The 13696-nt window shown below is 50.7% G+C and carries 12 protein-coding genes; 2 read left to right on the top strand and 10 right to left on the bottom strand.

Going from position 1 to position 13696, the window contains the following annotated elements; all coding sequences use genetic code 11:
* Positions 1-472 precede the first annotated feature (472 nt).
* Entirely contained in the window at positions 473-805 is a 333-nt protein-coding gene (locus ICL55_RS01060; protein WP_188094193.1) for a YegP family protein, read from the top strand.
* Positions 806-1172: 367 nt separating this feature from the next.
* Positions 1173-2192: a terpene synthase family protein gene (locus tag ICL55_RS01055; protein WP_188094192.1), complete on the top strand. Its 1020-nt coding sequence runs from the start codon at positions 1173-1175 to the stop codon at positions 2190-2192.
* On the opposite strand, the gene ICL55_RS01050 is transcribed toward ICL55_RS01055, so the two are convergent.
* From ICL55_RS01050 to ICL55_RS01005, 10 genes are all read right to left on the bottom strand, one after another.
* Positions 2193-3188, bottom strand: a complete 996-nt coding sequence (locus tag ICL55_RS01050) for a terpene synthase family protein (protein WP_188094191.1) — start codon at positions 3186-3188, stop codon at positions 2193-2195.
* A 152-nt stretch (positions 3189-3340) separates the two neighbouring features.
* Positions 3341-7081 carry a cobaltochelatase subunit CobN gene (gene cobN, locus ICL55_RS01045; protein WP_188094190.1) on the bottom strand — a complete coding sequence of 1247 codons (3741 nt, stop codon included), beginning with the start codon at positions 7079-7081 and terminating at the stop codon, positions 3341-3343.
* A gap of 15 nt (positions 7082-7096) precedes the next feature.
* On the bottom strand, positions 7097-8122 hold the full coding sequence (gene cobW / locus ICL55_RS01040; RefSeq protein WP_188094189.1) for a cobalamin biosynthesis protein CobW: 1026 nt from the start codon (positions 8120-8122) through the stop codon (positions 7097-7099).
* A 21-nt stretch (positions 8123-8143) separates the two neighbouring features.
* Positions 8144-8752 (bottom strand): cob(I)yrinic acid a,c-diamide adenosyltransferase, encoded by a 609-nt coding sequence (locus ICL55_RS01035; protein WP_188094188.1) that lies wholly within the window; start codon positions 8750-8752, stop codon positions 8144-8146.
* Positions 8753-8766: 14 nt separating this feature from the next.
* A complete protein-coding gene (locus ICL55_RS01030; RefSeq protein WP_188094187.1) occupies positions 8767-9495 on the bottom strand; it encodes a vWA domain-containing protein in 729 nt (242 codons plus the stop codon).
* Between the two features lie 17 nt (positions 9496-9512).
* The gene (locus tag ICL55_RS01025; protein WP_188094186.1) at positions 9513-10460 is read right to left on the bottom strand and encodes a magnesium chelatase ATPase subunit I; all 948 of its coding nucleotides are present in this window, start codon (positions 10458-10460) and stop codon (positions 9513-9515) included.
* Positions 10457-11101 (bottom strand): hypothetical protein, encoded by a 645-nt coding sequence (locus ICL55_RS01020; protein WP_188094185.1) that lies wholly within the window; start codon positions 11099-11101, stop codon positions 10457-10459. The genes ICL55_RS01025 and ICL55_RS01020 overlap by 4 nt, the downstream gene beginning before the upstream one ends.
* A 12-nt stretch (positions 11102-11113) precedes the next feature.
* Positions 11114-11821, bottom strand: a complete 708-nt coding sequence (locus ICL55_RS01015) for a hypothetical protein (RefSeq protein WP_188094184.1) — start codon at positions 11819-11821, stop codon at positions 11114-11116.
* Positions 11822-11833: 12 nt separating this feature from the next.
* Positions 11834-12922: a cobalt-precorrin-5B (C(1))-methyltransferase gene (locus ICL55_RS01010; RefSeq protein ID WP_188094183.1), complete on the bottom strand. Its 1089-nt coding sequence runs from the start codon at positions 12920-12922 to the stop codon at positions 11834-11836.
* Positions 12919-13692, bottom strand: coding sequence for a precorrin-6A/cobalt-precorrin-6A reductase (locus tag ICL55_RS01005; RefSeq protein ID WP_188094182.1), 774 nt, complete (start codon positions 13690-13692; stop codon positions 12919-12921). The genes ICL55_RS01010 and ICL55_RS01005 overlap by 4 nt, the downstream gene beginning before the upstream one ends.
* Positions 13693-13696 lie beyond the last annotated feature (4 nt).

Genomic DNA, 13696 nt, shown 5'->3' with positions numbered 1-13696 from the left:
TTCAACTAACAATCGGTCATTGTTAAAAAATCACGTCAAAATGGTAGAGTTTCTCATAAGCCCAGGGCTTTTAAACAAGGTTCCGCAGTTTTTTTAAAATACTGTTTAAATCGGGTTTCGGAATTGGCATAACAAGCTTTTAGTCTATTACTAAAATTGCGGCTTCAAGATAAATAAAATTCATAACCGAACAAAAAATTTTGGATCAACGGAAAGAAATTTCGACGCGATTTTTCCGGCCCAACAGCCATACAACCGAGATGGGTAAACACTTCCGGCTAAGGCAGACCAGATCGCCATTTTTATTAGATGATATCTTCATTGTCAACGAACACTCATTACATCATCTATATCCATTCATATCACAGCCGTTATACCGACGTACCCATTCTTAATGAAAGTTACTGCAACATATTCGCATCATATTAAAATTATTTACTTATCTTCAGCAGTATAAAAATTGTATACGACAATGGGAAAATTTGTTATCACCAAGAGTGCCAACGGAGAATTTCGCTTCAAGCTGAATGCCGGCAATGGCGAAACCATCCTCGTCAGCGAAGGCTACACCGCAAGAGCAGGCTGCGAAAACGGTATCGAATCCGTAAGAACCAACTCCCAGCACGATGAACGGTTCGAGAAGAAAAATTCTTCCAACGAAAAACACTATTTTAACCTGAAGGCCACTAACGGCCAGGTGATTGGCACCAGCCAGATGTACGCCAGCGAAGCTGGTCGTGATAATGGCATCGCTTCCGTAAAGAACAACGCGCCTACGGCGACGATTGATGACCAGACTGTGTAAGCAGATTTTTTTTGCTCATGGCCGGATGATGGTCCGGCCATGGGTTTTCACAGTTAGATGCAGCGTTTACCATTACCCCTCGCCTCCCCGATATTCTCCTTTGGCCAACCAGAATCCCCGGCAGCACAACAACCACTCTTCACCATTCTGATAAGTTCGGTTTCCTTCCAATATTTTCTTTTTCCATTTCTCAAATATTCACAGACTGAATTACCACAGCTCTCCCCGGGCTTATATTCGTATAGGCTTCAGACCTAAAAACGCAGAAAAATAACCCGAAAGAAATGCTGTGCCGATACAGCAACCTGAAAAACAGCGGAGCCTCGATTCATCAATGCCAATATTTCCGACCCTGAACACCCTTGACATGAATGCACTTGAATTACTCAGAACACAGTTCAGATATCCATTTCCGACGTTAAAAAACCCTTATGCCGACCAATTACAGGAGATTACTGACCAACAATGGATAGATGGTGAATATTTGTGGCTCTATGAGCTGGCCCCTGGTATACGCGAAAAATACAAGAAAACGAAAACCGCGCATATTGCTTCCCAATGGTTTCCTACCGCCTCCTTTGAACGGCTGAGGCCCTTAGGTAGGCTCATGTTATGGACGTTGTATAATGACGATCTGTATGAGGAAAGCAATCCGGAAAGAATTGACTACGTACAGGAACAATCAATAGCAGTGCTGACGGGTGAGATAAGCGCTGGTGAAACAGAAATCCCTCTCGGCCAGATGCTGGCAACCCTACGAGCAGAACTGCGGCAGTTCATTCCGCAGGAATCGATCATCCGTTTTGCGAATATGATCCACCGGTATTTTTCCGGTTTGAAAAGAGAGTTGATGTACAAAAAGAATAAAACCTTTCCTACCGTAGCGGAGTGTATCGCCTTGCGCGAAGACTCCATATGCCTGTACCCTTTCTTACAGCTCACTGAAGTGGAAACCGGCATCGTTCTGCCACCAGAGATACACAGTCACCCCGTGATCTTACGCTTACAGGCGCTGGCCTGTCATCTCGTCACCTATTTTAATGAGGTCCAGTCCGCAGCGAAAGACGAAGCCACTGACAGCATTTACTATAACATCGTGAAAGTGATTCAGCATCAGTATAAGATATCCCTGGAAGAAGCCTTCCTCGAAGATCTTCGCCTGCATAATGAAGACCTGAAAGAATTTATCACGCTGCAGGCCACTTTACCTGATTTCGGTATCTGGCAGGATGCGGTTGTAAACTGGGTACACTATATGAGCATGGTGCTTAGCGGCTGGAAAAATATCTCCACCAGACTCGACCGCTATAATACAATCGAATTCCCCAGTGCCTCAGAATTAAAGGACCAGCTGCATCAAAAACAATTTAACAAAGGGAAAAAATAATCAGCGGGGAAGCTTTTCTTCAGGCCAGGCAAAGCCTACTCCTCCATGCAGGTATCTATCTGTTTCCTGTAAATAGAATGTATTTACGCCCTGTAGGCCAACTCCCGCATAATAAAGAAACTTATCAACGTGTTCCTGGTATTCACCAAACTCGCGATAGTCCCTATGTAAGGTGAGCAATTCTTCCAAATCCGCATTATGCATACGGAAAGCCTCCTCGCAGGCCTCTTCCAGAGACAAATGATAGTCCCGCTGCAGCACAAGAATGAGGTTAAACACCTCCGTCCCCTTTGCCATTTCCTTTGGCAGAGAATGGATATCGTTTTGCCATGCCACCACTCTGACAATTAAGGATATGATCTTCTGAATGACAGGATGCTCGATAATATGGTCCGGGAGAACGAGCCCCGACTCAATTTCCCCGAGCACCAGATATGGATGCATAAGAACGGAGTATTCACGGAGCACCTTGAAAAGGGTAAGCGATGGAGGTTGCTTAGTGATTTTAAAAGAGTGTTCTAATTCAATCCCATATCTGAATGATTTGTAGAAATAGTTAATGAAGCGATTCATCCAAATTTCAGGCATAAAAGCGCGAAATTCGTCTCTGAGGAGCGCCATATGTTTATAAAGCGCATTTTCCTCCGGCGCTGGTTGTTCCCCTTTAAGAATAGCCATACAGCGGATCCGTTGTTGCTGTATTTCCTCCAGTGAGGAATGTTCTAACTGATCGTCGAGGACAACATACTGGAGCATGAACCTGTTGCAGGGAATCGTTTGTTCATACGTCAGGTCGGGCCACATACAGGCTGTACAGGCATGCAATCGCATCTTCTTGTATTTCTCCCGTTGTAAGGCTGTCAGAAAAGTGTAGTCATTGTCGATCCAGCCATCCATATCTCTTCCCATTTGCGCGATATGCGGGTTCACAAGATTGGGCCATGGATAGTAATTTAAAGGAAGATAGTTGCTGGATTTATATTCTTCAGGTTTCATATTACAATTGACATTTTAGTGGTAAATGTTTTGCCGTATGGCCTGGGACCCTACTTTGGAAATTGATTATCAGGAAGCTGCTGCAAAAATAAGGGAACCTCCTGCTGCGGGCTGACAGCGGGTTCATTTCGACAGAGGTTTTTTATGTTACGTTATTCCTGCTGGAGGTACATATTTTTCAACGCTTCCTCCGTGTCAGCAGACGGTTCTTTCCAAAGGCCGCGCTGCATCGCTTCCAGCATGCGTCCTGCCATGTCCTGTAAAGCATGTGGATTGAACTTTTCCAGGAACTGCCTGTTGTCATCATTAAAAAGATACGCCTGCGTGATGCCTTCATACATAAAGTCATCTACCAGTCCGGTGGTGGCGCTGTAGGCAAACAGATAGTCCATCGTAGCGGCCATTTCGAAGGCTCCCTTGTAGCCATGGCGGTGCATGCTATTGATCCATTTACTATTGACGACGCGGGAGCGATAAACCTTGAGGAGCTCTTCTTTGAGGCTTTTTACACGCGGATTTTCAGGACGGCTATGGTCTCCGAAATACATCACCGGCTGTTGGCCGCTCACTTGTTCCACCGCATTGGCCATACCGCCATGAAACTGGTAGTAGTCATCAGAGTCGAGGATATCATGCTCCCGGTTGTCCTGGTTGTGCATCACCACTTGTATGCCGGAGAGGCGCTTTGTAAAAGGCTCATAGGCAGAAACGCCTTGCTGGCGTCCGTTATAGCCGTAGGCGCTCCAGTTCATGTATACCATGGCCAGGTCTTCGCGGGAGGTCCAGTTTTTTTCATCGATGAGGGCTTGCAGGCCGGCGCCATACGCTCCCGGCTTGGAGCCAAATACCCGGAACAGCGCCCAATCGCGGGCTTTTTCGGCCGGCAGTCCTTCACGCTCCCATTGCGCTTTCTCAGCGAGGTATTGCGCACGGATAGGGTTGTCTTCCGGCGACTCATCTTCCAGTTCGGCCAGACGTTCCACCACAGCGTTAAACAACGATATCATATCCGGGAAAGCGTCCCTGAAAAAACCGGAGATACGCAGGGTAACATCTACGCGCGGACGACGCAGTGCTATCAGCGGTATGATCTCGAAATCCGTGACACGCCTGCTGGCGCTCTGCCATACCGGCTTCACGCCCATCAATGCAAAAGCCTGCGCCAGGTCATCGCCACCGGTACGCATGGTAGCGGTGCCCCATACGGACAAACCTATCCGTTTCGGATATTCGCCATGCTCCTGGAGGTAACGATCAATGAGCAGTTTTGCGCTTTTTTGTCCGAGGCTCCACGCCGTTTCTGTCGGGATACTGCGGACATCTACCGAGTAAAAATTGCGGCCGGTTGGCAGAATGTTTACCCGCCCGCGGGTAGGGGCGCCGGATGCGCCGCTCTGCACATATCCGCCACCGAGACCTGTGAGCAGATTACTCACCTCATCTGTAGTGGCTCGTACGCGGGGCAACGTACTGTTGTATATGTAATGTAATACCAGACTTGTATTTTGTCCTGCCTCCGGCAGATGATTTTCCATCAGCCTAAAGACCAGCTCCATGGCTTTTAGCTCCAATTGCTCCACCACATCGCCCTGCGTGCGACAATTCACCCCATTCAATGTGACCAACAACGGTAACGCATAATCGCAATTCACCGGATCAAAGCTAAGTCCTTCGTCCATGGCCAACGCCTGGGTGATACCCGGCAGTCCATTTCCCGGTAAGCGATGCAGCGCTACCAATAAGCTACAGAGCTGTTCTCCCTGTGGCACGTCACCGAGGATGTGCAGGCCATCGCGGATCTGTGCCTCTTTGAGTTCGCACAGATAGGCATCGAGCTTCAGGAGCAGTTCGTCTATGTCTTTACCATCAGTTTGCAGGTCGGTCAGCAAGTGTTCCTGTTTTACCAGCTGCCGGATATTCGTGCGTATAAGAGCGGCACGGCGGGCATCTAAACTAACGGCCTCATAGTATTCATCAACTTGTTGCTCCAGCTTCGCGAGCGCTCCGTAGGTTTCGGCGCGGGCCATAGACGGCACCAGGTGATCGATGATGACAGCGTGGTTGCGGCGTTTTGCCTGTGTACCCTCTCCCGGGTCATTGATGATAAAAGGATAGAAATGTGGCAACAAGGGGAATAAGGCAGCCGGGAAACAGCTGTCCATGCTAAGTGCCACGCTTTTGCCCGGCAACCATTCCAGGTTACCGTGTTTACCGGTATGTACCACCGCATCAGCGTTGAAATGGTGGTGCAGCCAGCAATAAAATGCGAGGTAATCGTAGGTGGGTGGCAGGTCCGGGCTGTGGTAGATGCTTTTAGGATCGCTGTTGTAACCACGGGCCGGTTGTATGCTGACGAAGATGTTGCCGAGCAGGCAGCCAGGTAATGCAAAGCGGCCCTCGTGGTAGGTGGCCGCTTCGTGATAAGCACCCCACTGTCCTTCTATTTTTTCACGGAGCGTAATACTGAGTGTACGATACCAACGCAGGAACGTTTCTTCTTCCAGATACACCTGGTAAGGACGACTGTAATAGGTGCCTGTATCGTTGGTGATGTAGTGGGTAATCATCTCCATGAGGGCAGCGCTGCTGCCGGGCACATAGCTGCCCAGTGTATAGCCTTCCCTTTGTAAGGCGCTCAGCACGCGGACCACGCTTTCAGGAGTGTCCAGTCCTACCCCGTTAGCCAGACGGCTATCTTTATTGGGGTAGTTAGGCATGATAAGCGCAATATGTTTATCAGCGTGTTGTTTCTGTTGTAACAATACCCAGGCCCGTATCATATCAGCCACGCGGGCGCAGCCTGGCACGTGGGCTTCATAGGCCACGATAGTAGAGTCCGTGAGCGGATCGCGCCCTTTGTCAGACTTAAAAGATACTGCTGTGCCAATGATACGTCCGTCCATTTCGGGGAGCGCGATGTTGATGGCCACGTCGGTGGGCGGCAGCCCGAAAAGTCCCTGCTCCCACTGTTGGAGCGTGCAGGAGGCGAAGATGGCCTGTATAACGGGAACGCCAATACGGGAAAATATGAACTCATTTTCCGGTTGATCGTCCATCAGGGATTTGGTGGAAAAGCTGGTGGTATTGATCAGTGCGGCAGGGCGTATTTGCCCGTTGCCCGTAAGAAAACGATACAGTTCATCCAGCATGCCCGCATCCCGAAGATTGGACACATATACCGGCATAGGCTGTAGGCCCCGCGCGGTTAGCTGCGTACAGAGTTGAGCAACCGGATCGGTATTGCCAGCGACGTAATGAGAGCGGTAAATGATGAGCGGCACCAGCGGCAGCGATACATCTCTTTTCAACAAAAACGCCTCCATCTCCATTAAGCGCTCTCCCGGAAAACTTATAAACAGGTCCGGCAGGAAAGCAGGCGCCTTAAAGGCCGCCGGCCGATCAAAAAAGCGATGCCAGAGATACAACAGGCATTGCTGCATATTTTGCGGGCCACCGGCCGTAAAGTACTTCCATACTACATCCGTTACCGTGATATCTACGGACGACAACTCCATCAGTTGCAAGTCCGGGGCATCATAGCCCGGGAGAAACAGAACAGGGATATTCCATTCCGTACAGTAGCGTTTGATGGCTTCTACCAGATAATTGTAATATCCCTGCCCGCCGAGCAACCGGCATATCACCAGTTTAGCATGCCTGATCACATGGTCCACGTAATGATCTGTAGACAGTTCCTGTTTTAAGAAGATAACATTGGCCATGCGCAACGTAGGGCTACCTTCCGATCGGATTTGGTGGTAGGCCGCATTCAGCGCATGTATCTCCGTGTCGGCTGCTGTCAGGAACACGATATCGCCCGGTTGCTGTTCCACCATAAAAACGCCTTCGTTGTTTGGATTCCATCCGCCGGGTATCGTTGCTATCAGGTGCATGCCTTGTGGTTATGGTTAGTTTAATGCGGCGGTAATAGCTGCCTGGTCGAGATCATGACCAATTACCACCAACGATGTTTTTCTTTCTTCTCCGGGTTTCCAGGCGCGATCGAAATAGTTTTCGAAGCGGTGGGATACGCCCTGTAATACCATGCGCATCGGCTTACCCGGCACATCGATAAAGCCTTTGATACGATACACTTCATGTGCCGACACAACGGCCCTGCACTTTTCGATCACCGATTCCGGTGTGTGCGTCCCCGTTATATCTACCACAAATGAGTCGATGTCTTCATCATGATGATGGTGATCATGGCCACTTGCGTGATCTTCTTCGTGGTGTGAGTGGCGGTTGTCGAGGTCGTTTTCAGCAGCCGCGCCGATGCCCAGCAATACACCAGGGTCCACTACGCCCATGTTGGCTGTAATCACTTTAATGCCATCCCGCAGTTGCTTAGTCACCAGATGTTTAACGGCATCAAACTCATGTAAAGCAAGGAGATCCGCTTTCGTCATCACCACCAAATCCGCACAGGATAACTGGTCTTCAAACAGCTCTTCGATAGGTGTTTCATGATCGAGACTATCATCAGAAAGACGCTGTGCCTGTACCATTTCCCGGTTGCAGATTTCACCGGTAGCCTGGCCTACAGCATCCACTACCGTCACCACGGCATCTACGGTGATCTGTGGTTTCAGGTCCGGCCAGTTGAAGGCGTGCAATAACGGCTTGGGGAGCGCAAGGCCGGATGTTTCGATGATGATGTGATCGATGCTGTCTTTACGTTCCATCAGTTGCAGCATGGTAGGCAGGAATTCTTCCTGTACGGTACAGCACAGGCAGCCGTTGTTGAGCTCCACGATGTCCTCTTCATTCTCGCAGCAGGTGCGGATCAGCTCACCATCGATACCCATGGCGCCAAATTCATTTACTATTACAGCCAGGCGTTTCCCCCGGTTATTTCGCAATAAATTGCTGATCATCGTGGTCTTTCCTGAACCCAGGAAGCCGGTGATTATGGTAACTGGTACTTTAGTCATAAAATACGGATTTATGCTTATTTAAATAGACATCTTTAAACCAGGGTCCGGTTGGTCCGGTTGTTTTTTCCTTTTATAAAGAAAGAGTTGCCACTTCTCTTCTGCCACACCTGCCTTGTCCATCTCCGCACGTGCCAGGATGAAGAAAAGGTCCGAGAGGCGGTTGATATAAGCAGGGATATATGCTTCGATCGTATCTTCTTTCATCAGGGAGACAAGCAATCTTTCGGCTCTGCGCATCTGCGTACGCACAACGTGACAGAGTGCAGAAATCTCATTACCACCCGGCAGCAGGAAATAATCTGACGGCGCGGTAATCGCCGCTTCCAGTTCATCGATCCACTGCTCGCAGAAGGCGGCGCCGTCTACCGGTTTAGGATTGGGATTTTCCTTTTTACAATCAGAAGGGCGCGCGAGGTGCGACATCATATCCATCATATCTTTCTGAATACGGTGCAGGTTGGGCTGCCAGACATGATCGTTCCCCAACCTGGCGCGGAGCAGCCCGATGGTGCTGTTTACCTCATCGAGAGTGCCGTAGCAGTTGACACGGGTATCATCTTTATATACCCGCTTGCCTCCAAACAAGGCGGTAGTGCCCTGGTCACCTTTTTTTGTGTATATCTTCATAACATCCTACTATTTTAAAAATGAGTTCCTGGCTCAAAACGTTTGCACCCCAATAGCTTTGACAATCTAACGGCCATGCCCAAACGCGGCATGCCGGTCTCCGTATCGAGCACCGAGGTATGCTTTTTCAGCTTGCTGAGGTGCGCTTTGAAAAAGGCTGCAGCTTCTTCCAATGTACCCCCCGTATTCACGCGGCCATCTGTAAAGATGAACAGGTGATGTTCCCGGCTGTCGAGTTGGCCTTTGACCAGCGACCGTACAGCATCGAAGGCTGCGCGCAGGTTGGTTTTACCCCCCGTATGCAACTGGGCCAGGGCATTCTGTATGGTATCCATATCGCCGGAAAATGGCAGCACACAGGGCGCCTGGCCATGCAGCATCGCCACGATGGCCACCTGTGGGTGCTGGTACTGATAACGCCGCATCATATCAGTGATGATGCCTTTTGCCATGCCGACCTGCTGGTGCAACGCCATGGAAGCGCTGCTGTCGATCACCATGATCAGGCGCAGTGCCGACACCTGTTGTATGCGACGATACCTGATTTCACAGCGGCCATGCAAGAGGTAATGCAGGATGGTGGCGGGCAGGTCGCGCTGCATAACCGCCCCTGCTGTCTTATTCGCTATCACGCGGGCATCCGTGGGCAGCCGCAGCGGCATGCCTTTACGCCCCGCCTGCGTACTACTTTTTATCGGTATGCGGGCGCGGTGTTGACCGGACTGAAACAGATATTGTTCCAATCCGGCGTAGGTGTTGTTTATATCGTCAGGCGGGTTGCCGTGTGAGACTCCCCCCGGTCTGGTGAAGGATGCTGCTCCCTGCTCTGTTGCGGGGGCGTTCGCTGCTGCGTGGCCTTGCTGCGGTGCGCCAACACCAACGGTGCCACATGGTGGATGTCTGCTATGGACACGGACAACCGATTCTGAAAGGCGGCGTAGGCGCGTGCAGCCTTGATCATGAGGATATCGGCGCGCATCCCTTCTGCCTGGTGTTGTACACAAAGGCCGGCCACTTCCCCATAACTGTCATCAGGAATTTCCACGTTTAGTAAAAGCGTGCGCGCCAGGTTCACCGACCTGTTCATTTCTCTTTCGGTTTCGGCATAGGCATGTACAAACTGCTGCGGATCGCTGTCGAAGGCCAGGCGACGGCGCGTAATGGCAGCACGTAATGCAGTATCCCGGGGAGTGCTCACGGTAACGCATAAACCGAATCTATCCAGCAGCTGCGGGCGTAGCTCCCCCTCTTCCGGGTTCATGGTACCGATGAGCACAAAGCGACTGTCCTGCCATGCCGAGAGGCCTTCCCGCTCGAGGTGATAGCCACCACTGGCGGCGGCATCCAGCAACATGTCCATGATGTAGTCGTTCAGTAAGTTAACTTCATCAATATATAAAATCCCTTCATGCGCAGCGGCCAGCAGGCCTTGTCGCACCTCCAGGCGTTTGTCGTTGATTAAGGTTTCCAGGTTGATACTGCCCAGCACGCGGTCTTCGCTGGCGCCCACCGGCAGGTTGATAAACGGAAACGGCTGTACGCTGTTATGTAACAGGCTGGCCAGTGCCCGTACGGTAGTGGTTTTGCCAGTACCTTTATCTCCCATTACCAACACTCCGCCGATAGTAGGATCAATGGCTGCCAGCAACAACGCCAGCTTAAATTCGTCTTGTCCGCATACCGCGGTGAAAGGGTAATATGGTTTCATATCTCCTTAAACATTTCTACTAAACAGAAAATACCGATCACGATTGAAAAGATGCCCACTGCGTAGTTAATCGCTTTTACAGAAGGCTTCCATTTGCCGGAGAATCTTGTTACTGACAGTGCAAAGAGGCAGCTGTAGCCTGTCATGGCGATGATGATGCCCACGCTTTGCAGAATTAAAATGCCCACTGCGGTATAAGCGTCTTTTGCGGCCAACGTAAACGCGATGGTACAAGCGCCACCGGTTCCGGCCAGTCCGTGCAGCATACCTACCCAGAAAGAGCGGCTTAACATATTGCCTTGCGGGATATGCATATGATCATGCGTATGTTTGCCTTTACGCGGGAAGTTGCGCATGATGGCGGTTACGCCGAGCCATATCATCACCGGGCCGATTAAAAACGCTACATAACCAGCCACCTTTTCGGAAAGCGCGGACTTTAGTATCAGGATCAGGATACCGAAGATGATCAAGGTAAGCGAGTGGCCAATGGCCCACTGAGAAGAGCGCCACATCAGCTTTTTCAGTCGCTGTTTACTTTTATCTTCTGTGGCCAGCACCGACACCGCCGCCACATGGTCCGGCTCGAACGAATGCTGAATACCCATCAAAAAGGAATCTAAAAACAAAGGCACTATCATGTCTTACGTCATTTATCCATTAATAAAATCTTGTACCGCGTTATACATCCAAAGCAGCCCTACACCGATAGACACCATACCCACCAAGGCATTGATGACTTTGAAAGCGACCTGGTTACGTTCAATAAAACGGGACACAGAAAAGGCAAGTACACAGCTATAGGTGGTCATCGCGAGGATGATACCCAGGCTTTGCAGCACGATGATCCATACAGCCGTCAGGTTATCCTTCGCCGCCAGCGCAAGTGCGATGGCGCAGGCGCCACCCGTGCCGGCCAGTCCGTGTAACATACCTACCCAGAAAGAGCGGCTCAATGGATTCATGGCGATCTCTTCTCCCTGCTTTCCATGCAGGTGCAGGGCATTAGAGAGATGTTCATGTTCCTCTATCTTTTTATGCTCCGCCATCAGGGCCTTGAGCCTGTGATTGCGGCGGATAGCATCTACACCTAACCATACCATCAGTGGTCCTACGGCTATTTCTGCCCAGGCAGAGATATTATAGGGCAAAGCCGTTTTAAGCAGCAGCGCCAGGGCGCTAAAAATGATCAACGTAAAGGAATGTCCCAGCGCCCACTGCGAGGAACGCCAGATCAGGCGCGCCATGCCACTTTTATGGCGGCTTTTCTCGGATGCCAGCACCGACACCGCAGCCATATGGTCTGGTTCAAACGAGTGCTGTACGCCGAGTAATAATGAATCAAAAAGTAATGGATACATGCTTTTCTGTTTTTAATCGCCAAACAACAGGTGCTTATCTGTCGCGTCTATCAATACTATCTTAAAAGGCAATGGCCTTATTTCTCTGGTAATGACTTCCCTGCATTGCGCCGCCAGCACTGCATAAAATGGTTCTCCTTCATGGAAGGGAAACAGCGCTGTTAATCCCCTGGCCATGTTAAGCGAAAGAATACTGTCGCATAACTCTTGGGGGTAGCCTGCTTTTGTGGCCAATGAGGCTACAAATTCCTTATCCCAGGATGACTGATCACTATGCGTATTCAGTGCGCCACCAGCGAGCTTCACCGCCTTGCCCAGCATCATGCCGATGGTAAAGGAAGTCAGCGGCACGCTGTTAATTTTGGCCAATGTCTCTCCTATCCAGTTGCCGTATTGCACGAAGGCCATCATGGGCAATGCGGGAAACAACTGTTTTAAGATTTTTTCACTACGACCACCGGAATTGATGACGACCGTATTCAGCCCATTGGCGAGGGCCACATCAATGCCTTGTTCTATGCTGGCGATGTAGGCTGCCGAAGAAAATGGTTTCACCTTGCCCGTGGTGCCGAGGATGGATATCCCGTCCACGATGCCGAGGCGGCTGTTCAATGTTTTTCTGGCCAGTTCTTCTCCCATCGGTACGCTCACGCGGATGCATACACGCTTGTCGAGCTGATGTTGCAGTAATAGTCGCTCCACAACCTGCGTCATCATTTGTCGGGGTACCGGATTGATGGCCGGTTCACCTACCGCCACCGGCAATCCTGGCAGCGTGACCCTGCCCACCCCTTTACCTGGCAAAAAAGTAATCGCTTGTTCGCCGCCGAAAGACACGGTGCTGGCTATTTCCGCGCCATTGGTTACATCGGGATCATCGCCGCTGTCTTTATACGTGACGCAGGTAGCGCTATCTGTGTCAAAGGAGCAGGCATGTATTTTAAAGAGCACTTCTTCGCCACCCGGCAGCGTGATGGTCGCTACTGCTACTTCCTCCTGCTCTATCAGGGCTTGTAGAGCCGCCTGGGTACAGGCGGTGGCGCAGGCGCCGGTACTATAGCCCCATCGCAGGTCGCCGGAAGGAATGGGCTTCAGGCTCATAAGGCCTTCATTTTATGCTGATGAAGATATTGCCGCAAGCCTTCCGCTCCTTCCACTTTAATAAAGTGGGCTGGCAGGGCTGGGCGACGAATAATATATAATGGTTTACCCGCAGCGATGGCAGCGCTTTGTTTAACCGGGAGAAAACCGCTTTCGCCGCTCTCCTTTGTCACCACGGCCTCCGCGCCGGTTTGTAGTATGACGGCCAATTCCTCTTCCACTGTCTTCCCCGGAAAAGACAATAACAGCTGATCTTCCGGAAAACTATCTGCCTGTGCAATTGCCAGTGACGTGTCGCGTGGCAGAATACGGCAAAACATCTTCTTTTGTTGCCAATATGGTTTCCAGCGGGCGATAGTTTGTACGCCCGTTAAGGATAGTACCGGCTCATAGTTATGGCGGAGCAAGGCTTCCAGCACCTCGCTATAACTGTCGGCATAGCGAATGAGCGGATGTGTGGACGTTTCGGGATAGGCACGTTCCGGGCGTACCACGGGGATGCCCATACGCTCGCTCACCTCCCCGATGGTAGTATGCAGTTCGGCAGCAAAGGGGTGACTCGCATGGATGATCAAAGTGATCGCCTGCGTCTCGCAAAAAGCCAGCAAAGCTGCTGTGCTAAAGGCGCCGTAACGGTATTGCCCACCGGCGGGCAGGTCCACGTCTATCGCTGTTTTGGTGGAGTACCAAAATGGCAGGTCCGCGGCGGCCAGTGCCGCCATCGCCATTTTACCTTCTGTCGTGCCACCAAAAACCAATACCATACTCATTTAT

It is taken from the genome of Chitinophaga varians (genome assembly GCF_014529945.1).
In the GTDB taxonomy this organism is placed as follows: domain Bacteria; phylum Bacteroidota; class Bacteroidia; order Chitinophagales; family Chitinophagaceae; genus Chitinophaga; species Chitinophaga varians.
Note: the sequence above shows the minus strand (reverse complement) of the source record. Positions and strands in the feature narration are given on the sequence as shown.